We start from the raw sequence: 20,442 nt of genomic DNA on the forward strand, positions 1-20,442 counted from the left end.
ACTCGTCCCAGATGAGTCTGTGAGGGGGCGCCATGTCCGTGATCATCGGGACGCTGACCAACGTCGCGCTGCTGATGTACCTGTCCCGTCGCCTCCTCGGGGTACCCGTCGGCTGGGGCCGCACCCTGGTCGTCGCCGCGCTGCAGAACATGGTCGGCTGGTACGCCGCCGAACAGGTGCTGGGAACCCTGGGGGTGACGGCGGACACCCCGACCCTTCCGGTCCTGCTGGTGGTCGTGGTGCTCGGTGGCTGCATCATCGCCTTCGACCTCATCGTGCTGACGGTGCTCGAGGCGATCATCCCGACCTGGAGCGTTCCGACCCTGACCAGCGTCGTGACCGGGTTCCCCTCCGCCGTGCGTAGGCTGCGTCGCTACGTCGTCATCTGGTGGATCCTGCTGAAGAACGGGCTGACCGCCTACATCGGCCCCGCCCCGAAGCGCGACCTCGACTCACCGCGGGTCGCGCGCTCACTGCGCAAGGCCCTCACCGAGGCCGGGGTCACCTTCGTCAAGTTCGGCCAGATGCTGTCGACGCGCGCCGACCTGCTGCCCGCGTCCTACGTCCGTGAGCTGTCCAAGCTGCACTCCGACGTCGAGGCCGAGCCGTGGAAGGACGTCTCGCCGGTGCTCACCGAGGCCCTGCCCCGTCCGAGCGACGAGGTCTTCAAGGAACTCGACGAGACGCCGATGGCGGCGGCCTCGGTCGCGCAGATCCACGGCGCGACGCTGCTCGACGGGACGCCGGTGGTGGTGAAACTGCAGCGGCCACAGGCGCGTCGCCAGGTCACCGCCGATCTCGACATCCTCCGCCGCCTCGCGGTCCGGCTCGAGAAGCGCACGAGGTGGGGGCGCCACCTCGGCGTCGTCGCGTTGGCCGACGGGTTCGCCGACTCGCTGCACGAGGAACTCGACTACACCGTCGAGGTCGGCAACATGCGCTCGGTCGCCGCCGCGTCGGATCTGCTCGTGCCCACCCCCTACCCGGAGCTGTCCTCCGAGCGCGTGATCGTCATGCAGCGGATCGCCGGCCGTCCCCTCTCCTCCGCGGCCGAACAGCTCGCCGCCCTGAGCGACGAGCAAAGGGCAGAGCTGGCCGACCGGCTGCTCAGCGGCGTGCTCCGCCAGATCTTCGTGCACGGCGTCTTCCATGCCGACCTGCATCCCGGCAACGTCATCCTCACCGACGACGGCGACCTGGCCCTGCTCGACTTCGGCTCCGTCGGCAGGCTGGATCGCCCCACCAGATCGGCGCTCACGATGCTGCTCTACGCCGTGGAGCGGCAGGACTCGATCGCCGCCACCGACGCGCTGCTGGACCTGATGGACCGGCCGTCCGGGCTCGACGACCGCGAGCTCGAGCGGGAGGTCGGCAAGCTGATGCTGCGCTTCGGGGACGGCTTCGCCCCCGGCGGCGCGGGCACCATGTTCGCCGAGCTCCTCAACGTGGTGGTCCGCTTCGGGTTCCGGGTGCCGCCCCAGCTCGCGGGCGTCTTCCGCACCCTCGGGACCCTTGACGGCACGCTCCAGTTGATCGATCCCGACGTCGACCTGATCGGCATCGCCCGCGACCGCGGCTCCGAACTTGCCCAGTCGTTGCTCGGCAGGGACGCCATCCGGGAGCAGGCCGAGCACCAGTTGGCGACGCTCATGCCGATGCTGTCGCGTCTGCCGAGGCGGCTGTCCCGGATCACCGAGCAATTGGAGGACGGCACGCTCTCGGTCAACATCCGCCCGCTCGGCGACGCCTCGGACAGGAGCTGGATCGCCCGCGTCGGAAGCCAGCTCAACCTCAGCCTGCTCGGCTGCGCGCTGCTGTTCGGCGGGCTGTTCCTGCTGACGAGGGCGGCCGGTCCGATGCTGCTCCCGACGGTGCCGCTGTGGCCGATCCTCGGCGCGGCCCTGCTCTTCGTCGCCTTCATCCTCGCCGCCCGGGTGCTGGCGGGGGTCTTCATCGCCGACCGGGAGTAGGGCGGGGGGCTGCGATGAGCACTTTTCCGGACTCGTTCAGGATGTGACCGCGCACACGGGCCTCGATGCGAAACGAACCCGGAAAGGTGCTCAAGGCGCCACCTGCCCCGAGCAGAGAACCGACGGGAACCGTCGGGATCCGCGGATAGGGTGGGGCCATGACCATCCGACTCGGCGCCCACGTCTCGTCCGTCCATCCGCTCACCGACGTCGCAGGGATCGGTGCCGAGCTCGTGCAGGTCTTCGTCGGGGATCCGCAGAGCTGGAAGAAGCCGGTCAGCCCGTTCCCCGAGGGGGCAGCCGCGCTCAAGGCTGCCGCGGATGCCGACGGCGTTGGCATCGTCGTCCACTCCCCCTACGTGCTCAACGTCGCGTCCACCAACAACCGGATCCGGATCCCGTCGCGCAAGCTGCTGCAGCAGACCATCACCGAGTCGGCGGCCGCAGGAGCCATGGGCGTCGTCGTCCACGGAGGCCACGTCACCGCCAACGACGACCCGGCGGTCGGCTTCGAGAACTGGCGCAAGTGCATCGACGGCCTCACCCTCGACGTGCCGATCTTCATCGAGAACACGGCGGGTGGAAACAACGCGATGGCGCGCCAGCTCGACGCGATCGAACGGCTCTGGGAGGCAATCGCAGACTCGCCGAACATCGACAACGTCGGCTTCTGCCTCGACACGTGCCACGCCCACGCCGCAGGCCTCGAGCTCGACGGCCTCGTCGGGCGCGTCAAGGCGATCACGGGCCGGGTGGACGTCATCCACTGCAACAACTCGCGCGACGCCGCGGGCAGCGGCGCCGACCGCCACGCCGGGCTGACGGAAGGGACCATCGATCCCGAACTCCTGGTCGGTGTCGTGTGTGAGGCAGACACGGCCACCATCCTCGAAACCCCAGGTGACGTGGCCGAACACGCCGCCGAGGTGGCCTGGCTGCGCGAACGTCTCGCCTGATCCTGGCACCGTCGCCTGCCTGCGGCGGAAAAAACCACCTCCGACGGATTGTCCCGATCCGATAAACTATCCCCGCCACCACGTACCCGACCCCGAAGGGACCTCTGGCGTGCTCTATGCCCTGATCGCCGTCCACGCGGTCCTCGGCGCGCTCACCCCCCTCCTGGTCAAGAAGCTTGGCGCGCGAGTCTTCTACGTCTTGTCGCTCGCCCCGCTCGCCGCGGGCGTCTGGCTGACGGTCGTCGCACCGGGAATCCTCGCGGGGGAACCGCACGTCGAGGCCTACCAGTGGATACCCACCCTCGACGTCAATCTCACCCTGCGCATGGGTCTCGTCCAGTGGATCCTGGCCATGATCGTGTCCTGGATCGGTTTCCTCGTGCTGCTGTTCAGCCGCTGGTACTTCGAGGGGCTGAAGTCGGGCAGGTCCGCAGCCATCCTGACGATCTTCGCAGGCACCATGCTCGGCCTCGTCACCGCAGACAACCTCGTGCTGTTGTTCGTCTTCTGGGAACTGACGACGATCTTCTCCTTCCTGCTGATCGGCCACGACCCGTCCAGGCGTGCCAACCGCGGAGCCGCGCAGACCGCCCTGATCGTCACCACCTCCGGCGGCCTCGCCATGCTGGTGGGTATCGTCGCGATCTGGCGCACCTCCGGGACCCTCTCGCTCGAGGCGGTCATCGCCGACCCGCCGACCGGGACGCTTGCCACGGCAGGCGCCCTGCTGATGCTGGTCGGCGCGCTCAGCAAGTCGGCTCTCGTGCCGTTCCACTTCTGGCTGCCTGGCGCGATGGCCGCACCGACCCCAATCTCGGCGTACCTGCACGCGGCGGCGATGGTGAAGGCGGGCGTCTACCTGGTCGCCGTCCTCGCTCCAGCCTTCGCCGACGCGCCCTACTGGCGACCCATCGTCCTGGCCCTCGGCACCGCCACCATGGTGCTCGGCGGCTGGCGGGCGCTGCGCCAGACCGACCTGAAGCTGCTGCTCGCCTACGGAACGGTCTCACAGCTCGGCTTCATGGTGCTGCTGCTCGGCCTCGGCACCCAGTCCGCCGCAATGGCAGGCCTCGGCATGGTCATCGCGCACGCCCTGTTCAAGTCGACGCTGTTCATGTGCGTCGGCCTGATCGACCATTCGGCGGGCACGCGCGACATCCGTGAGCTCAGCGGCGTCGGCTACCGGGTGCCCTGGCTGGCGATCCTCGGCGGCCTGGCCGCGCTGTCGATGGCCGGCATGCCCCCGCTGGTCGGCTTCCTGACGAAGGAGGCCGCCTTCGAGTCGATCACCTACCTGGTTGAGGGCGACCTGGCAGTTGTCTCCCCACTCGCCGCCGCAGCCATCGCGGTCGCGCTGGTCTTCGGCTCCGCCATCACCGTCGCCTACTCCCTGCGGTGGTGGTGGGGAGCGTTCGCCTCCAAGGACGGCGCCCCGGTGCTCAGCTGGCACCGGCCCGCGTTCGGGATGGCGGCGGTGCCCATGGCGCTGGGCGTGATCAGCCTGGTGCTGGGCTTCTGCGGACCGCTCCTGACGAAGCTCATCAAGCCGTACGCCGACACGCTTCCCGAAGGCCACGCCAGCCACGGCTTCGCCCTGTGGCACGGGTTCACCTGGCCGCTCGCCATGTCGGTCATCGCGCTCGGGGCAGGCATCGCCCTGTTCTGGTTCCGGCAGCGGATCGCCTCCATCCAGGCCACGTTCCCGCAGGTGGTCACCGCTGAGGAGCTCTACCACAAGTCGATGCACGGCATCGACCGGATAGCAGTCGAGGTGACGGCGCGCGTCCAGCGCGGCTCGCTGTCGATCTACCTCGGCACGATCCTCGTCACGCTCGTCGCCTTCTCCACCTACGCGATGCTGCGGATCCAGGTCTGGCCCAAGCTCCGCTTCTTCGACACCTGGCCCCAGCTCCTTGTCGCCATCGTGATGGCCACCGCCGCCTTCCTCGCGGCCACCTCCCGCGGCCGGATCCGAGCCGTCCTGCTTGTCGGCGTGACCGGCTACGGGCTCGCCTTCCTCTTCGCGGTCGGCGGCGCCCCCGACCTAGCGCTCACCCAGGTGCTGGTCGAGACGGTGACGCTGGTCGTCTTCGTGCTGGTCGTGCGCAAGCTGCCCCGCTACTTCACGAACCGACCGTTGAGCTCGACCCGCTGGTGGCGGGTTCTCGTGGCGCTGGCGACCGGCACCACCGTCACCCTGATCGCGCTCGTCGCGGCAGGAGCCCGCGTGGCCGATCCGATCTCCGACGCCTGGTACGACGCGGCCTACGAGTTCGGCTACGGCAAGAACATCGTCAACGTCGCCCTGGTCGACATCCGCGCTTGGGACACCTTCGGCGAGATCGCCGTCCTCGTCATCGCAGCGACCGGCGTCGCATCGCTGATCTTCCTCCGCTCCCGGGTGGGGGCCGTCGCCACGACGAAGGAGGTCTTCGCCAAGCGCGACGACGAGCAGCAGGCCGACAGCTCTCCCGGCGTGTGGCTGCGGGCGGGGCAGACCCTCTCCCCGATGGTCCGCTCCGTCGTGTTCGAGGTGGTCACCCGGATGCTGTTCGGCATCATGATCGTGGTGTCGATCTACCTCCTGCTCGCCGGACACAACTGGCCAGGAGGTGGTTTCGCCGGCGGACTCGTCGCGGGCATGGCCCTGATCATTCGCTACCTCGCCGCGGGCAGGCACGAACTGGACGAGGCCGCCCCGATCGACGCGGGGCGCCTCATGGGCGGCGGCCTGATCCTCGCCCTGATCTCGGCCATCGCTCCGCTGTTCGCCGGGGGGACGATCCTGCAGAGCTTCGACGTCCACCTCCACATCCCGCTGCTCGGTGAGCTCCACGTGGTCAGCTCGACCGTCTTCGATATCGGCGTCTACCTCGTCGTGGTCGGCATGCTGCTCGACGTGGTGCGAAGCCTCGGCTCGGGCATCGACCAGCACGCAAGCGAGGAGATCGCCCCGGTGCCGCTACCCGGCTCGACGAAGGCTCTGCCCGGATACGGAGGCCGCTGATGAGCGCGAACCTGACCCTCGCCGTCGCGGCCGGGCTCCTCGTCGCCTGCGGCGTCTACCTGCTGCTGGAGCGGTCGCTGACCCGCATCCTGCTCGGGGTGCTGCTGACGAGCAATGGCGTCAATCTGCTCTTCCTGATCGCCGCGGGATACCCGGGGACGCCGCCGATCGTCGGCCTGACCGACGAGAAGGTCTCCGATCCGCTCCCCCAGGCGATGGTGCTGACCGCCATCGTGATCACCATGGCCGTTGCGGCCTTCGTCCTCACGCTGGCCTACCGCAGCTTCCAACTGCACGGCCATGACGAGGTCGCAGACGATGTCGAGGACGCCCGCATCCGCGAGCTCGCCGACGCCGACGTGGCCTCCGAGTCCTATGAGGACACGACCTTCTCCGACACCGGCGCGAACGTGGTGAGCGAATGATCAACCTGCTCCCCGTCCCCGTCCTGCTTGCCATCTTCGGCGCGGCGACGACCCTTGTCGTCCCCCGCCGGCCAGGGGTCCAACGCCTGATCTCGGTCGCGTGCCTCTCCGGCATCGTCATCGTCGCCGGGCTGTTCATGTACGCCACAAGCACCACCGGCCCGATGGCGCTCTGGCTCGGCGGCTGGGCCGCACCGCTCGGCATCGCGCTGGTCGTCGACCGGCTGAGCGCCCTGATGCTGCTGGTCGCCTCGACCGTCGCGCTCGCCGTCCTCATCTTCGCCACCGGGCAGGACAAGGACGAGGTCCGCCGCGAGACCCCGGTGTCGATCTTCCACCCGACGTTCCTGCTGCTGGTGGCCGGCGTGTCGAACGCCTTCCTCGCGGGCGACCTGTTCAACCTGTTCGTCGGCTTCGAGATCCTGCTGTTCGCCTCCTACGTGCTGCTGACGCTCGGCGGCACCGCAGACCGGGTGCGCGCAGGCACGACCTATGTCATCGTCTCGCTGCTCAGCTCGTCGCTGTTCCTGATCTCCATCTCGGCGATCTACGCGGCAACGGGCACGGTGAACATGGCTCATCTGTCGGTGCGGCTGCGCGACCTGACCGAACCCGTCCAGCTGCTGCTGGAGGTGCTGCTGCTGGTCACCTTCGCGATCAAGGCGGCGGTGTTCCCGCTGTCGAGCTGGCTGCCCGACTCGTACCCGACAGCGCCGGCGCCGGTCACCGCGGTGTTTGCGGGCCTGCTGACGAAGGTCGGCGTCTACGCGATCATCCGCACCGAGACGATCCTGTTCCCGCTGCACACCCTCGACACCGTCCTGCTCGTGGCCTCCGGGCTGACGATGGTGATCGGCATCCTCGGCGCGCTGGCCCAGGTCGAGATCAAACGAATGCTGTCGTTCACCCTGATCAGCCACATCGGCTACATGGTCTTCGGCATCGCGCTGAACTCGACCGAGGCTCTGGCGGCCACCATCTTCTACACCGCCCACCACATCACCATCCAGGCGACCCTGTTCCTGGTGACCGGCCTGATCGAACGTCGCGGAGGCACGTCGTCGCTCGAGGGGCTCGGCGGGCTGCTGAAGACGGCCCCGCTGCTCGCTTTCTTGTTCTTCGTGCCTGCAATGAACCTCGGCGGCATCCCTCCCTTGTCCGGCTTCATCGGCAAGCTCGGCCTGCTCCAGGCCGGCGCGGGCGTCGGTGGTCCGCTCGTGTGGACCGTGATGGTGGCAGGCGTGTTGACCAGCCTGCTGACGCTGATGGCGATGGCGAAGGTCTGGAACCGCGCGTTCTGGGGCGTCACGCCGTCCGAGCAGCGACGCCAGGAGGCCATCGCCGCCAACCAGGATCCCGAGGATGTCGATGGCGACGACCCGCGCGTGATGCCCCCGCTGCAGGTCGGCGCGACCGTCGGACTCATCCTCTTCGGCATCGCGCTGACGGTGTTCGCCGGCCCTCTCTACGAGTACGCCCACGCGGCGGCCGAGACGCTGCGCGACGGGACGGTCGTCTCGATCGTCCTCCCGGAGGGACTGCGATGAGACAGAAGAAGAGCGCGGTCGTCGCGCGGTTCCGGTTCCGTCCCCTCTCCATCCTCGGCATGACGGCCGTCTGGATCATCCTGTGGGGCTCGATCTCGCCGATGGTGATCCTCTCCGGCGTGCTGCTCGGCTGGGTGATCGGCATCGTGTTCCCGCTGCCCCCCATGCACTGGGAGGGCCGCTTCCGGCCGCTCGGCTTCCTCAACCTCGTGTGGCACCTGATCCACGATCTGGTGGTCTCGTCGTTCAGGATGATCCGGCTGGCCTTCGCGAAGAAGGTCGACCTCAATGCAGGCATCGTCCGGGTCGATCTCGACAGCGACAACGACCTCTACCAGGTGCAGGTGGCCGAACTCATCTCGCTCGTGCCGGGCACCGTCGTCGTCGAGGTGGTCCGCCATCCGCGGCGCCTCTACCTGCACGCGATCGACCTGATCGGCCCCGACCCGGTCGAACGGGTGCAGCGGATGGCCCACGACATCGAGCTGCGCGTCGTCAAGGCGTTCGGCTCCAAGCAGGAACTGGCCGACTATCTCGAGCACCGGGCGAACTCGGAGACCGAGCCGGCCACGCTCGAGGAACTTCCCGAGATGGAGGTGGAGGAGTCATGATGCTCGCCACCCAAATCATCCTCAGCATCGCCGCGGTGGTGCTGTTCGTGTCGGCCATGATCGGCGTCAACCGGATCGCCGTCGGACCGTCCCAGCTGGACCGCTCCATCGCGGCCGACCTGATCGTCGCCGTCGTCGTCGCCGCCCTCGGCTTGTGGACGGTGTGGACCGACCTGTCGACCGAGCTGCTGATCCTCGTGCTCTTGTCAATGCTCGGGTTCACCAGCGCGGTGTCGGTGGCGCGGATGGTGAGCGACCGGATGGCCTCCCGCCGTCGGAGATTCACGCCGGTCAAGCGAGAGGAACACGACGCATGATCGACCAGATCTTCGACCTCATCGGGGCGGTCCTCGTCCTCCTCGGCGCCCTGCTGTGTTTCGGCGCGGCGATCTCGCTCGTGCGGTTCCCCGACGTGTTGGGCAAGATGCACGCCATCACCAAGCCCCAGGTGCTCGGCCTGATCACGATCGCCGTCGGGATCGCGCTGAGCCTGCGCACCTGGTGGGCGGCAGGGCTCTGTCTGCTCGTCGTGGTCCTGCAGCTGATGACCGCGCCCGTCTCGGCGAACCTGGTCGCCCGCAGCGCGAGCCGGTCCGGCCTCGTCGAGGACCAGTTCCTCAAGGTCAACCACCTTGCGGAAGATCTTGAGGAAGCCGGCTACAAGCGCGGCGAGCAGTGACGGGCGGGCTCAGGCCTCCTCTGGGGCTGCCTGCTCCTCGCTGACCGGCTCGGCGTCCACCGCGCGGTGCGGGCCCTCGTTGCGACCTTCTGCCCAGCAGATGCATGCCCGGTTGCCCTGGCGGTCCTGCAGCACACGGAAGTGCGGCGTCTCCCACGCGATGATGCCCCCGGCCTCAAGTGCGGCGTCAGTGCGGCGTTGGATCTCCTCGGGAGCGACGCTGACGTCGAGGTGGAAGCGCTGCGCCGGGACGGCATGGGGCTCGGCCTCCTGGAACCAGAGGACGGGTGCCCGTCCGCCCGGGTCGATCACGGTGTCCTCGTCCACGTGGTTCGGCGAGCCGGTCAGGATGACCGACCAGAACTGGTCGATCTCGGACTGGTCGACGGTGTCGAGGGCCAGCTCGACGAGTTGCACAGCCTCCGGCACCGCGGCGATTCCGCGGTCGACGGCCAGCATCGAGATCGCTCGCGCCAGGTCAATGTCGTGTTCGGTGACCCCACCCTCGGTGTGGGTCATCAGGGTGACGTCGACAGCTGGATAGGTGAGCGTGATGTCCGGGTGGTGGTCGGCCTCGTCGGCCGCCTCGGCGATCGCCGCGACGAAGTCAGCACCGGTCTCGAAGTCGACCGTCGCGAAACGGGCCGCGATGTGGTTGGTCACAGTGCGCCAGTCGGTGAGGCCGGCGTCGAGGATCTGCGGATTGGTGAGTCTCGTCATGGTTCAATCCTGCAACCAGAAGGACCTGGCGGCTCCGATCGGCCCAGATCGGCCTTCCCCGACGGCGTGGGCGCGCCACCCGGTTTCGCCCGTCGCCCGCCCAGACGCGCACCGACGTGAGGTCGGGGTCACATGGAGCGGAGCTCGTCGGCACGCGTGGCCAACTCCGACCAGTCGGGCGTCTCCGGCGCCTGGGCCGCCCGGTCGGCATACCGCCCGGTGTCCTCGTCGAGCCGGGTGAGGGCCAGGTTCAGCGCCTGCCGAATCGCGTCGCTGAGCCGGAGACTCTCGGCGAGGAGGTGCTGGGGGGCCTCGAGGATCGCCACGCCGTGCGGGGTCACCGACACGTGCACCTGCCCACTCTCGTCGCGGCCGTCGGCCTGGTCCGGGAACCAGGCGCCCTGAGGTGAGGGTTCCAGGTCCTGAGCCTCCGCCAACTGATCGAGCGCGAACGAGACCGCCGAGGCATGGTCGCCCGCAGCCGGCGGGTCGCTCGCCTGCACGACGGCCTCGACGAGCGCAGCGCGGTGAGTCGCCAGAGCGACGCTCAATGCCTCTCGCACCCCGGCAAGAGCCTCCTCGGCCCCGTGAGGGTCCGCCGGGAACCGCTCGAGGTGGAGCAGTTCCACCCTCCCGTTGACGAACCGCGCTGCCAGCCACGGAGCGTGCTGCTCGTACTCGGTGACGGTCCTCGTCGGTGCTGTCTCGCTCATACCAGTTCGAACCATCTCTGTGTGCCGTCTGAGACCGTGATCTCGTCGATCAGTCGGCCCGACGTCTCGACGCTTCGTTGCCCGGCTGGTGCCAGGCCGAGGCTCGACAGCAGCGCGTACTCGTCGGCGACGTGCAGCACCCGCCACGGCCGCTCCTCGGTCCCATCGCCGGAACCCGCGATGGCCTCCAGCGAGACCTCCGCATAGAACCGCTGCCGCTGCGACTCCTCCCGCTCACCGATGCCCCCGTAGGCGACGCTGAGCATTGCGTGCGCCGTCGGGGACAGCAGGACGCCGGGCATGAGCCGGGTGAGCAGCCGGATCAGCTCGTCGTGCCGGGAGGCGTCGGCCAGCTCTGTTGCCCGTTCCAGCCAGACGGTGGCCCTGAGGAAGTTGTGCGACGACGTGATCTCGCGGTGGAGTTCGGCCAGCCTCGTCGGGCCTGGTGCGTCGAGGTAGGCGCTGAAGGCGCTCTGCAGGCTCACTGGATCCTCCCAGGTTCGTCGAAGCGGCGGATCAGCTCCCCGCTACGGGTATCGAATGACGCGACGCCGCCGACGCCGTCCGCAAGATAGGTGGCCGCCCCGTCTGCGGAGAAGCCGACGGCGTGGCCGTAGCGGACCCCGTCACGCACCACGACCTCCTCGCCTCCGGGCTCCACGAGGGTGAGACGTGCGGGCATGCCGACGGCGAGCGTCGAATCGGCAAGCGCCTCCACCGTCAGCGGGGTCTTCTGGAACTTGTGTTCCGAGACGCTCGAGTCGGCCAGATCGACCGTGACGATCGCGTTCGCCCCGTCCGCGACTGCCACGGCCTTCGCCTTCCCAACGGCCTTCCAGCCTCCGGTCGAGGCGGGCAGGTCGGTCAGTGTCTGAGCAGGCTCCAACTCCGTCGAGAAGGACTGCAGCGAGGTGCCGTCTGCCGAAGTGACGAGGACGATGGCGGCGTCCGCGTCCAGCGTGAGCCAGGTCGGCGCCTCCACCTCGGGCTGCACGGACCGCACCTCGCTCAACGATTCGACATCCCACAGCCTCAGGGTCCCGTCCGCCCCCAGCGACACGAGGTGTTGAGCGTCCACCGCCTCGAGCCCGAGCACCGCGGTCGCCGCTCCCTTTGGGAGGGTGTGGCCCTTCAGTTCATCCACGAGGCAGCCTTCGCGATGCACCGCGAGGGTCCCGTCACAGGACGCGTTGATCGTCGCGTCGCCGCAGATCGCATAGGCCCAGGAGTCGGACCGTTTCGGTGCCAAGAGGCCGCTCACCCTCCCCGTCGCGGGATCCCAGGCCACGATCGCGTTGACGAACCAGGCCGTGACGCCGGCCTCGGTCGCGCGCACCGGGCCGAAGTAGGTGAGCTGCTGCATGTTGCCGCGGTCGTCGGAGACCGGCCCGCCCGAGCCGCCGCAGAGCGTCTCGAAGCGGAACTCGTGGTCGGCGAGGGTGACGCAGGTCGGCCTGGTGTCCACCGGTGTCGGGCCACCGGTGGACGCGGGTGGGGGGGAGCCGATCGTGGCAGGGGTGGCCGACGAGCCGACGTCCGGCGTGGTGCAGGCCGCCCCGCCGAGGGTGACCAGGGATGCCCCGAGCACGGTTCGGCGGCGTATGCCGGACTCGGCCATCAGAGGTACTTCTCCAGATCCTTCTCGCTGAGGTTGTTGACGTAGTCTCGGCCTGCGTCGCGGGCCCCCACCTCGATGGGCCTCGGCCAGTAGCTGTCCGGGTCCCCGCCCTTGTTGCGGACGTCGTTGCTGTTGAGCTGCTTCCAGCGTTCCGCCTCGTCTTTCGACATGCCCGCCTTGGTGTCCTCCCAAGGCCACCGGAATCCCATGCCCGTGTACTGGCGGCGATGCTCCATCTCGTGGATCACGGTGTTGATCGCGATCTGCGGGTCGTCGAGGTAGTTGATGTTGACGCGCAGCCGTCCGCTGTCGTGGGAGTAGTCGCCGTACGTCACGTAGCCTGGCTTCGAGGGGATGTTCGTGAAGTCGATCTTCACGGGGTCGAAGCCGTTCGCCCTGGCGTAGTCGTCGGCCATCTTCTGCAGGATTGCCTTGATCTTCTCTGGATCCTCGTCGTAGAGCTCCTGCCACTTCTTGGTGATCCCCGGGTCGAGGCGGCCGTAGACGTCTGCATTCTTCGTCGCAAACGTAGCCGGGAGATTGAGGTTGGCGAACGCGGCCTGGATCCCCGCGACCCCCTTGGCCTCAAGCTTCTGCAGTTCGCCGCGCACCACCTGGACAAAGACGGAGAGCGTGGCGGGGTCGGCACCGCTGAAGAACGCTTCCCAGAACTGTCGGTCGCGTTCCGCCGCGAGGATATACATGGACCCTGCGGCGCTGCCGCCGTCGCGGGCGGCGTTGCTGTACGCATCCTTTGTGCGTGTGGCCGCGGCGGCGAGGTCCTGCAGATGGTGGGTGATGGAGCCCGCGCCCCCCTCGCTGGCGGTGAACGCCTTGGCCGCGGGGCCGTCGTTGCTCGCCTGGACGTGGCGGACGCATCCGGCGGAGGTGAGGTTGGCGCTGGTCAGCGCCGTCGCGAGGGTCCCGTACGCCGACGAGAGCGCCGTCATGGCGCCCGTGTCGAGCTTCGGCTCGGCGATACCCGTTCGGGAGAACATGGCGCTCAGCTCCAGAACCTGGTGGAGGCGGCCGCCTCTTCGGTTGCCGCGTAGTCGGTGCCGGTGGCGACCATCTTCGTGGCGGTGGTCGTCATTCCCTCGTTCGCGGCGGCGACGAGTTGATGCCACGGCACGTTGCACAGAGCGTCGCCGGCAACGGCCGCGGCGTCGATGGGTGAGGAGGACTTGGCGGTGAGCGGCTGGGCCGTGATGACTGCGTACGCCGAGCGGTACATGTCGTCGGCGGCGGTATTCATCACCTCGCCGGCCTTCTTCCAGGTGGACGGCTCGAAGGTGGTCATCGCTGGCTCCTCACGGTGGCTTGGCTGGAAAGCCTAGGCCGCAGCGGGGTCAGTCGCCTGGGTAGCCAACGCAGGATTCGGTCACGGCAGCGGGGGCGCCACTTCGCCGCGAGCGCGGTCAGCTCAGCATCGCGTCGGCGAGCAGTTGGAGCCCGCGCTGCTTCGCCACCCACTGATCGGCCGGCTCCCCCGGCCTCGCGCCCTGGACGGCGTTGATCATGATCTCGTCGACCTCGAACTGCTCCGCGGTGTCCATCAGTTGGGCGCGGACCTGCTCCGGGTCGCCGATCGCCCAGGAGGCAACCGACGAGGCCACGACCTGCTTGAGCTCATCGGTCAGTACCGAGCGGACGTCCTCGCCGACGAGCCGAGCCCGCTGCAGTCCGCCGCCAGAGCGGAGCATGGCCATGGAGTACATGTGCGGCTCGGCGAGCTCCCACGCCTCCTCCGACGTTTCGGCGACCGAGACGTTCATCGTCAGGAACGTGCGGGGCTGCTTCCCGAAGTCGCCCGGCTTGAAGTGGCCGCGGTACAGCTCGAGGGCGCGCTTGGTGCCCTGACCGGAGAAGTGGTGCGCGAACACATAGGGCAGCCCGAGAGAGGCGGCAAGCTCGGCCGAGTAGTCGCTGGATCCGAGCAGCCACACCTGTGGGGCGACGGGCAGATCGGGCGCGGGCCGGAGGTGGTAGGTCTGGCCGTGCCTGAGCCGCACCGAGGCGCCGTCGGGGCTGAGCAGCGCGAGGATGTCGTGGATGTTGCTCGGGAACTCCTGCACCGGATCCATGGGGCGACCGTTGTCGTCGACGAAGTGCCCGCCACCGAGGTGTCCGCGGATCGCCGCCGAGGTGATGGGGTCGGTGCCGGGCGCGCGGCCGATGCCGAGGTCGATCCGGTCGCCGAAGACGTTGGCGAGCAGGGCGAACTGCTCGGCGACGGCCAGAGGTGAATGGTTCGGCAGCATCACACCTCCAGAGCCGAGCCGGATCCGCGAGGTGTCGGCGCCGAGGTACATCAACTCGACCGCCGGGGCGGTGGATGCGACGGACTCGGTGTTGTGGTGTTCGGCGACCCAGTACCTGGTGTAGCCCAGCTCGTCGGCCGCCTCCACCATCGCCTTGCTTGCGCGCAGCGATTCGGAGGTGGTCTGTCCGGTACGCACGTTGATCAGGTCGAGCACAGAGAGCCGCATGTCGTCCAGGCTACCCGCGCTCCTGGACGCGTGGACCCGAATCCGCTGTGGTTCGCCGAACGCCGAACCTGCGTCCGCGCCCTCGACTTGGCCTTACTTTAAGTTTCAACTACCCTGGACGGGTACCTCACCTCGACCAGAAGGACACCATGAAGATCGGCATCGTGCTCGGATCCATTCGCGACCACCGCAAGGGTGAATCCGTCGCCCGCTGGGTGCTCGACAACTACCCGGCACGCGAGGGCGTCGACTTCGAGATCATCGACGTGTCCGGGTTCGACCTGCCGCTGCTGAGCGACGAGACCCTCCCCGCGGCGCGGGGCGGCAGCTACGACGACCCGCGGGTCCAGTCCTTCGCCGACCGGATCGCGGGGTCGCGCCGAAGGAGGGCGAGGCGAAGGAGCTCACCGAACTGGTCGACGTCCTCGTGCCGATCGCGGCGAAGCTCGCCGCCTGAACCGTCGCGCCCGATGCCCCGCTGCCACCGGTGGCGGGGCATTTTGCTCATCCTCGTCCCTGACCCCCGGCGCGTAGGCGGTCAGGCCTGCGAAGCGCGGTAAGGTGACCACGTGACCAAGAGTGTGTTCATTGCCTCGTCGGAGCGGCAAGTCAGCAAGTCCTCAATTGCGCTTGGCGTGATCGACCTTTTCGCGCGCCAGGTGCGCTCAGTCGGCGTGTTCCGGCCGCTCGTCGCATCGTCTGAGCACGACGCCGTCACCGAGGCGATGCTGAGCCAGAAGGGCGTCAACCAGTCCTTCGAGTCGGCGATCGGCGTGTCCTACACCGAATGGGCCGAAGACCCGGCGCAGGCGATCGACACGATCGTCGCCAAGTACAACGCCATCGCGGAGACCCGCGACGCCGTGGTGATCCTCGGCTCCGACTACGAGGACATCGACACCTCTTCCGAGCTGGCCCACAACGCGACCATCGCCGCAAACCTCAACTCCCCCGTGCTCTTCGTCTGCCGCGCTGAGGACCGCTCCGTCGAGCAGGTCCGCCGTCTCACCGAGGCGGCCATCGAGGCCATCGAGCAGCAGCACAACACCGTCATCGGCATCGTCGCCTCGCACGCGGCGCCCGCAGAGGTCGACGCGCTGAAGACGGCGCTCGGCGGCCTCGGGGCCGCAGCCGTCTCCGTCCTGCCGTACAACGCCATCCTGCGTGCACCGTCGGTCGGCGAGCTGTTCGACGCCGTCGGCGCGACCCAGTGGCTCGGCCAGGTCGACTTCCGGCGCCACGAGTCGCTGCACACCCTCGTCGCAGGCATGACGCTGCCCAACCTGCTCACGCGCCTGCGCCGTGAGGCGACGGTGATCGTCCCGGCCGATCGGCTCGACCTGCTGCCCGGCCTGCTCATGGCACACCGCTCCCCCGACTACGGGCCGCTCGCCGCCCTCGTGCTGACCGGTGGCTTCGAGATCCCCGAGTCGGTGTCCAAGCTGTTCGCCGACTCCGCCATCGACCTGCCCATCGCCGTCACCGAGCGCGACACCTTCCCGACGGCGGTCGCCCTGCAGGCCGTCCGCGGCACGTCGACCAGCTCGGCGCGCAAGATGGCAGAGTCGCGCACGCTGTTCTCCCAGTACGTCGATGAGGACGCCCTCCTCACGGCCATCGATCTGCCTCGCACCGAGATCCGCACGGCGACGATGTTCGAGTACCAGATCATGCAGCAGGCCCGGGCCAACCGTCAGCGCATCGTCCTGCCAGAGGCCACCGACGACCGCATCCTCGAGGCCGCCTCGGTGGTGCTGCAGCGCTCCGTCGCCGAGCTGATCCTGCTCGGCGATTCGGCCAAGATCAGCCAGCGCGCCACCGAGCTCGGCCTCAACCTGAGCGGCGCCACGATCGTCAACCCGAACGACACGGAGCTCGTCGAGACCTTCGCCGCCGAGTACGCCCGGCTGCGCGCCCACAAGAACGTCACCCTCGAGCAGGCGCGCGAGAAGCTGAAGGACCTCTCCTACTTCGGCACCATGATGGTCCACCTCGACATGGCAGACGGCATGGTCTCCGGCGCGATCAACACCACCGCCAACACCATCCGCCCCTCGCTCGAGTTCATCAAGACCGTTCCGGGCGTGAGCGTCGTGTCCGGTTCGTTCCTGATGTGCATGAGCAACCGCGTGCTGGTCTACGCCGACTGCGCGGTCAACCCCGATCCCGACCCGTCGCAGCTGGCCGATGTCGCCATCTCGTCGGCGAAGACGGCCGTCGACTTCGGCATCGAGCCGCGGATCGCGATGCTCTCCTACTCCACCGGCGACTCGGGCTTCGGCGCCGACGTCGACAAGGTCCGCGAGGCGACCCGGATCGTCCGCGAGCGCGCCCCCGAGCTGAAGGTCGAGGGTCCGATCCAGTTCGACGCGGCCGTGGACGAGGTCGTGGCGCAGAAGAAGATGCCCGGCTCCGAGGTCGCGGGCCGCGCGACCGTGTTCATCTTCCCCGACCTGAACACCGGCAACAACACCTACAAGGCCGTCCAGCGCACCTCCGGTGCCGTGGCGATCGGTCCCGTCCTGCAGGGGCTGAAGAAGCCGGTCAACGACCTGTCGCGCGGCGCCCTCGTCGACGACATCGTCTCCACGATCACCATCACGGCCATCCAGGCCCAGTCCGTCTGACAAGCCCCTCCGCAGCAGCGGAGCAGCCGCCCCGGCGGCCATCTCAACTCAATGAACAAGGAAATGCCCATGTCGCAGCCGATCCTGCTCCTCAACTGTGGATCGTCGTCGATCAAGTACCAGTTGCTTGACCCGTCCCAGCCAGGTCCGCAGGCGGTGGGGATCGTGCAGCGCATCGGGCAGGACATGTCGACCATCGACCACGAGGTCGGCGGCTCCGAGTACCACGAGGACATCCGCTTCGCCGACCACACCGAGGCCGTCGCCGCCGTCGTGAAGATGTTCGTCGAGCACGGCCCCGATCTCGACTCGGTGGTCGCGGTCGGCCACCGCACAGTGCATGGCGGCTCCACCTTCGTCGAGTCGGTGCGGATCGACGACGCAGTGATCGCGAAGCTCGAGGAGCTCTCCGACCTGGCTCCGCTGCACAACCCTCCGGCCATCGCGGGCATCCGTGCCGCCCAGGAGGTGCTGCCCGACGTGCCGCACGTGGCGATCTTCGACACCGCCTTCTTCTCCACCCTGCCCGCGGAGGCCTACACGTACGCGATCGACGCCGAGCTCGCCGAGCAGTACGGCATCCGCAAGTACGGATTCCACGGCACCTCGCACAGCTACGTCTCGAAGAAGGCAGCCGAGTTCCTCGAGCGCCCCCTCACCGAGTTGAAGACGATCGTGTGCCACCTCGGAAACGGCGCCTCGATTTCCGCCGTCGACGGGGGCGTCGCCATCGACACGTCGATGGGCCTGACCCCGCTCCAGGGCCTCGTCATGGGCACCCGCTCGGGCGACGTCGATCCGGGCCTGCCGAAGTACCTCAACGTCGCCGCCCGGATGAGCGTCTCCGAGGTCGACACGATGCTGAACAAGAAGTCCGGCATGGCCGGCATGTGCGGCTACAGCGACATGCGCGACATCAAGACCCAGATCGAGGAGGGCAACGAACAGGCCCAGCTCGCGCTCGACGTCTACGTGCACCGCCTCGTCGGCTACATCGGCTCCTACATCGCGATCCTCGGCGGAGTCGACGCCCTCGTCTTCACCGCTGGCGTCGGCGAGAACGCCGACCACGTCCGCGGCCCGGTCATCCGCCGCCTGGAGGCGCTCGGCTTCGAGCTCGACGAGTCGGCGAACCTGGTCCGCTCCAAGGAGCCCCGCGACATCTCGACGCCCGGGTCGAAGGTTCGAGTCCTGGTCATCCCGACCAACGAGGAGTTGGCCATGGCCGAGGAGACCCTCGAGGTCATCGGCGCCGAGTTCTGATCCACCGCCGGGGGCCCGTGGCGATGCCGCGGGCCCTCAGTCATGCCCTGGTGCGGGAGTCGTCTACCTCAGGTCGGTAGAAGAAGAACGCGATCCCGATGGCGACGCCGGCGACGGCGAGCGCCACCATCGCCACCGCCAGGACGTAGGCCGCGACGCCGATCCGTGGCTCAAGGACCCACATCGCCGGCATCAGGTTCAACACGACGAGGCCGCCGAGCACGGCGACCACCAGCGCGATGATCCGCTGCGACCAGACGGGCGGCCTGCCGCTGCCCCGCGCCGCCCTCAGGTGCGCGACGGCGATCCACAGGCCCCCGCAGCAGGCGACGAGCAGCGTGCCCGCAAGCAGCCTCAGCGGGCCGAGGCCCGAGGGGATCAGGGCGAGCGAGACGCCGAGCGCGACGATGGCCGCCACCAGGACGACCACCGCCATCAGCGGCCGACGGGTCGCGGGGCCTGCGGGTTCCTGCATGCGACCGAGCATGCCAGACGCCGTCAGCGCCAGGGCGACAGTTCGCCCAGGGCCGCCACGGCCTCGATCTCGATCCTGAAGCGCTGATCGACCAGCGCCGAGACGACGACGAGGGAGGCGGCCGGGGCGGGGTGCGGCAGCCGCTGCCGCCGGACCGCGCGCAACGCCGTCCAGGTCGGAGCTGTCGGTGAGGAAGGAGGTCACCTTCACGAGCCGATCCATGCCGACGCTCCGCTCGCCGAGCAGCCGCTCGATCCGGTCGAGGCAGGCGGCCGTCTGGGCCCCGATGTCGTCGCGCACCTCGCCGCCGACCAACGGCACCTGCCCGGAGATGAAGAGGAGCGGCGGCTGCGCGAGGCGCGAGTCGCTGAAGACGGGGCGGGTGGAGTCGGTCATGGGATCCCCTCTCGTGGGCGACCACACACTCCTTCCGGAGCCGTTCACCCGTGTCGTTGTGTGAGCCGGACAACCGCGCGCGACAGCCGTTGTGCGGGAGCAACAAGACGTCAGCCGACGACGCCTACCGCTTGGGCGACCAGCCGCGCGGTGGCGTACCTTAGAGCCCATGGCTTCAGCTTTGATCACCGGTGGCACCTCGGGCATCGGGCTCGCTTTCGCGCGCGAGCTCGCGGCACGGGGAATGGACCTCATCCTCGTCGCGCGTGACGAGGCGAGGCTCGAGTCCGTCGCCGCCGAGCTGACCGAGGTCCACGGCGTCGCCGTCGAGGTCCTTCCCGCCGACCTTTCCGTCCGGGAGGACGTGCTGCGCGTGGCCGAGCGCCTCGAGGATCCGGCCCGGCCCGTCGAGTGGCTGGTCAACAACGCGGGCTTCGGCCTGCACTCGACCGTGCTAGATCCCGCCGACATCGACCTGCACGCGAAGGCGCTCGACGTGATGTGCCTCGCCATGCTGATCCTCGGCGGCGCCGCGGGGCGCGCCATGCGCAGCCGCGGCCACGGGCACATCGTCAATGTCGCCTCGTCATCTGCCGCCATCTTCACCGGCAACTACTCCGCCATCAAGGCGTGGGCCCGCACCTATTCGACGGGCCTCGCACTCGAGCTGCACGGCACCGGCGTCAAGGTCACCGGCCTACTTCCGGGCTGGGTCCGCACCGAGTTCCACGGCCGCGCGGGCATCAACGCGAGCAAGCTGCCCAACATCGTGTGGATCGACCCCGACAAGCTCGTCCGCACGGCCATCGAGGATGCCGAGAAGGGCCGCATCGAGTCGATTCCCGACTGGAAGTGGCGCCTCGCCATGTTCATCGGCGACCACGGCCCCCGCGGCCTCGCCCGTTTCGTCTCCCGCAAGTTGACCGCTTCGCGGAAGCAGCACTGA

The 20,442-nt window shown here is 68.7% G+C and carries 20 protein-coding genes; 12 read left to right on the forward strand and 8 right to left on the reverse strand.

The genetic code is table 11. The features are described from left to right. Positions 1-32: 32 nt before the first annotated feature. The 8 genes from BW733_RS06780 (at position 33) to mnhG (ending at position 9,195) form a co-directional block, all read left to right on the forward strand. Positions 33-1,970: an ABC1 kinase family protein gene (locus BW733_RS06780; RefSeq protein ID WP_077349081.1), complete on the forward strand. Its 1,938-nt coding sequence runs from the start codon at positions 33-35 to the stop codon at positions 1,968-1,970. A 158-nt stretch (positions 1,971-2,128) separates the two neighbouring features. Next, positions 2,129-2,926 (forward strand): deoxyribonuclease IV, encoded by a 798-nt coding sequence (locus BW733_RS06785; RefSeq protein WP_077349083.1) that lies wholly within the window; start codon positions 2,129-2,131, stop codon positions 2,924-2,926. Positions 2,927-3,035: 109 nt separating this feature from the next. Then, positions 3,036-5,933: a Na+/H+ antiporter subunit A gene (locus BW733_RS06790; RefSeq protein WP_077349085.1), complete on the forward strand. Its 2,898-nt coding sequence runs from the start codon at positions 3,036-3,038 to the stop codon at positions 5,931-5,933. Continuing rightward, positions 5,933-6,358 carry a Na(+)/H(+) antiporter subunit C gene (locus BW733_RS06795; RefSeq protein ID WP_077349087.1) on the forward strand — a complete coding sequence of 142 codons (426 nt, stop codon included), beginning with the start codon at positions 5,933-5,935 and terminating at the stop codon, positions 6,356-6,358. Before BW733_RS06790 ends, BW733_RS06795 begins: the two co-directional genes overlap by 1 nt. Further along, positions 6,355-7,905, forward strand: a complete 1,551-nt coding sequence (locus BW733_RS06800; RefSeq protein ID WP_077349089.1) for a Na+/H+ antiporter subunit D — start codon at positions 6,355-6,357, stop codon at positions 7,903-7,905. Before BW733_RS06795 ends, BW733_RS06800 begins: the two co-directional genes overlap by 4 nt. After that, positions 7,902-8,516: a Na+/H+ antiporter subunit E gene (locus BW733_RS06805; RefSeq protein ID WP_077349091.1), complete on the forward strand. Its 615-nt coding sequence runs from the start codon at positions 7,902-7,904 to the stop codon at positions 8,514-8,516. Before BW733_RS06800 ends, BW733_RS06805 begins: the two co-directional genes overlap by 4 nt. Continuing rightward, the gene (locus BW733_RS06810) at positions 8,516-8,833 is read left to right on the forward strand and encodes a monovalent cation/H+ antiporter complex subunit F (RefSeq protein ID WP_161490161.1); all 318 of its coding nucleotides are present in this window, start codon (positions 8,516-8,518) and stop codon (positions 8,831-8,833) included. Before BW733_RS06805 ends, BW733_RS06810 begins: the two co-directional genes overlap by 1 nt. After that, a complete protein-coding gene (gene mnhG / locus BW733_RS06815) occupies positions 8,830-9,195 on the forward strand; it encodes a monovalent cation/H(+) antiporter subunit G (RefSeq protein ID WP_237268327.1) in 366 nt (121 codons plus the stop codon). Before BW733_RS06810 ends, mnhG begins: the two co-directional genes overlap by 4 nt. Positions 9,196-9,204: 9 nt before the next feature. On the opposite strand, the gene BW733_RS06820 is transcribed toward mnhG, so the two are convergent. From BW733_RS06820 to BW733_RS06850, 7 genes are all read right to left on the reverse strand, one after another. Next, entirely contained in the window at positions 9,205-9,915 is a 711-nt protein-coding gene (locus tag BW733_RS06820) for a 4a-hydroxytetrahydrobiopterin dehydratase (RefSeq protein WP_077349095.1), read from the reverse strand. Positions 9,916-10,043: 128 nt separating this feature from the next. After that, positions 10,044-10,628 carry a hypothetical protein gene (locus BW733_RS06825; protein ID WP_077349097.1) on the reverse strand — a complete coding sequence of 195 codons (585 nt, stop codon included), beginning with the start codon at positions 10,626-10,628 and terminating at the stop codon, positions 10,044-10,046. Further along, positions 10,625-11,113, reverse strand: a complete 489-nt coding sequence (locus tag BW733_RS06830; protein WP_077349099.1) for a DUF4919 domain-containing protein — start codon at positions 11,111-11,113, stop codon at positions 10,625-10,627. Before BW733_RS06830 ends, BW733_RS06825 begins: the two co-directional genes overlap by 4 nt. Then, positions 11,110-12,246, reverse strand: coding sequence for a WD40 repeat domain-containing protein (locus BW733_RS06835; protein ID WP_077349101.1), 1,137 nt, complete (start codon positions 12,244-12,246; stop codon positions 11,110-11,112). The genes BW733_RS06830 and BW733_RS06835 overlap by 4 nt, the downstream gene beginning before the upstream one ends. After that, positions 12,246-13,244: a hypothetical protein gene (locus tag BW733_RS06840; protein WP_077349103.1), complete on the reverse strand. Its 999-nt coding sequence runs from the start codon at positions 13,242-13,244 to the stop codon at positions 12,246-12,248. The genes BW733_RS06835 and BW733_RS06840 overlap by 1 nt, the downstream gene beginning before the upstream one ends. 5 nt (positions 13,245-13,249) lie before the next feature. Beyond that, positions 13,250-13,546 (reverse strand): hypothetical protein, encoded by a 297-nt coding sequence (locus BW733_RS06845; protein WP_077349105.1) that lies wholly within the window; start codon positions 13,544-13,546, stop codon positions 13,250-13,252. A gap of 118 nt (positions 13,547-13,664) precedes the next feature. After that, a complete protein-coding gene (locus tag BW733_RS06850) occupies positions 13,665-14,735 on the reverse strand; it encodes an LLM class flavin-dependent oxidoreductase (protein ID WP_077349107.1) in 1,071 nt (356 codons plus the stop codon). 149 nt (positions 14,736-14,884) lie between these two features. Here BW733_RS06850 and BW733_RS06855 point away from each other — a divergent pair, with 149 nt between their 5' ends. From BW733_RS06855 to BW733_RS06865, 3 genes are all read left to right on the forward strand, one after another. Then, a complete protein-coding gene (locus BW733_RS06855; protein WP_077349109.1) occupies positions 14,885-15,295 on the forward strand; it encodes an NADPH-dependent FMN reductase in 411 nt (136 codons plus the stop codon). Positions 15,296-15,304: 9 nt separating this feature from the next. Then, a complete protein-coding gene (gene pta, locus BW733_RS06860) occupies positions 15,305-17,362 on the forward strand; it encodes a phosphate acetyltransferase (protein ID WP_077349111.1) in 2,058 nt (685 codons plus the stop codon). 69 nt (positions 17,363-17,431) lie between these two features. Then, positions 17,432-18,625 carry an acetate/propionate family kinase gene (locus BW733_RS06865; protein ID WP_077349113.1) on the forward strand — a complete coding sequence of 398 codons (1,194 nt, stop codon included), beginning with the start codon at positions 17,432-17,434 and terminating at the stop codon, positions 18,623-18,625. Between the two features lie 40 nt (positions 18,626-18,665). Here BW733_RS06865 and BW733_RS06870 read toward each other — a convergent pair whose 3' ends face one another. Continuing rightward, complete coding sequence (locus BW733_RS06870; protein ID WP_161490162.1) at positions 18,666-19,496, reverse strand: RidA family protein; 831 nt, start codon at positions 19,494-19,496, stop codon at positions 18,666-18,668. 169 nt (positions 19,497-19,665) lie between these two features. On the opposite strand from BW733_RS06870, the gene BW733_RS06875 reads away from it, so the two are divergent. After that, the gene (locus BW733_RS06875) at positions 19,666-20,442 is read left to right on the forward strand and encodes an SDR family NAD(P)-dependent oxidoreductase (RefSeq protein ID WP_077349115.1); all 777 of its coding nucleotides are present in this window, start codon (positions 19,666-19,668) and stop codon (positions 20,440-20,442) included.

Origin of the sequence: Tessaracoccus flavescens (assembly GCF_001998865.1) — a bacterium.
GTDB lineage: Bacteria > Actinomycetota > Actinomycetes > Propionibacteriales > Propionibacteriaceae > Arachnia > Arachnia flavescens.

Coding starts and splice junctions, on each gene's coding strand:
- BW733_RS06780 (WP_077349081.1), top strand. CDS start 33: ATGTCCGTGATCATCGGGACGCTGACCAACGTCGCGCTGCTGATGTAC.
- BW733_RS06785 (WP_077349083.1), top strand. CDS start 2,129: ATGACCATCCGACTCGGCGCCCACGTCTCGTCCGTCCATCCGCTCACC.
- BW733_RS06795 (WP_077349087.1), top strand. CDS start 5,933: ATGAGCGCGAACCTGACCCTCGCCGTCGCGGCCGGGCTCCTCGTCGCC.
- BW733_RS06800 (WP_077349089.1), top strand. CDS start 6,355: ATGATCAACCTGCTCCCCGTCCCCGTCCTGCTTGCCATCTTCGGCGCG.
- BW733_RS06805 (WP_077349091.1), top strand. CDS start 7,902: ATGAGACAGAAGAAGAGCGCGGTCGTCGCGCGGTTCCGGTTCCGTCCC.
- BW733_RS06810 (WP_161490161.1), top strand. CDS start 8,516: ATGCTCGCCACCCAAATCATCCTCAGCATCGCCGCGGTGGTGCTGTTC.
- mnhG (WP_237268327.1), top strand. CDS start 8,830: ATGATCGACCAGATCTTCGACCTCATCGGGGCGGTCCTCGTCCTCCTC.
- BW733_RS06820 (WP_077349095.1), bottom strand. CDS start 9,915: ATGACGAGACTCACCAATCCGCAGATCCTCGACGCCGGCCTCACCGAC.
- BW733_RS06825 (WP_077349097.1), bottom strand. CDS start 10,628: ATGAGCGAGACAGCACCGACGAGGACCGTCACCGAGTACGAGCAGCAC.
- BW733_RS06835 (WP_077349101.1), bottom strand. CDS start 12,246: ATGGCCGAGTCCGGCATACGCCGCCGAACCGTGCTCGGGGCATCCCTG.
- BW733_RS06840 (WP_077349103.1), bottom strand. CDS start 13,244: ATGTTCTCCCGAACGGGTATCGCCGAGCCGAAGCTCGACACGGGCGCC.
- BW733_RS06845 (WP_077349105.1), bottom strand. CDS start 13,546: ATGACCACCTTCGAGCCGTCCACCTGGAAGAAGGCCGGCGAGGTGATG.
- BW733_RS06850 (WP_077349107.1), bottom strand. CDS start 14,735: ATGCGGCTCTCTGTGCTCGACCTGATCAACGTGCGTACCGGACAGACC.
- BW733_RS06855 (WP_077349109.1), top strand. CDS start 14,885: ATGAAGATCGGCATCGTGCTCGGATCCATTCGCGACCACCGCAAGGGT.
- BW733_RS06865 (WP_077349113.1), top strand. CDS start 17,432: ATGTCGCAGCCGATCCTGCTCCTCAACTGTGGATCGTCGTCGATCAAG.
- BW733_RS06870 (WP_161490162.1), bottom strand. CDS start 19,496: ATGACCGACTCCACCCGCCCCGTCTTCAGCGACTCGCGCCTCGCGCAG.
- BW733_RS06875 (WP_077349115.1), top strand. CDS start 19,666: ATGGCTTCAGCTTTGATCACCGGTGGCACCTCGGGCATCGGGCTCGCT.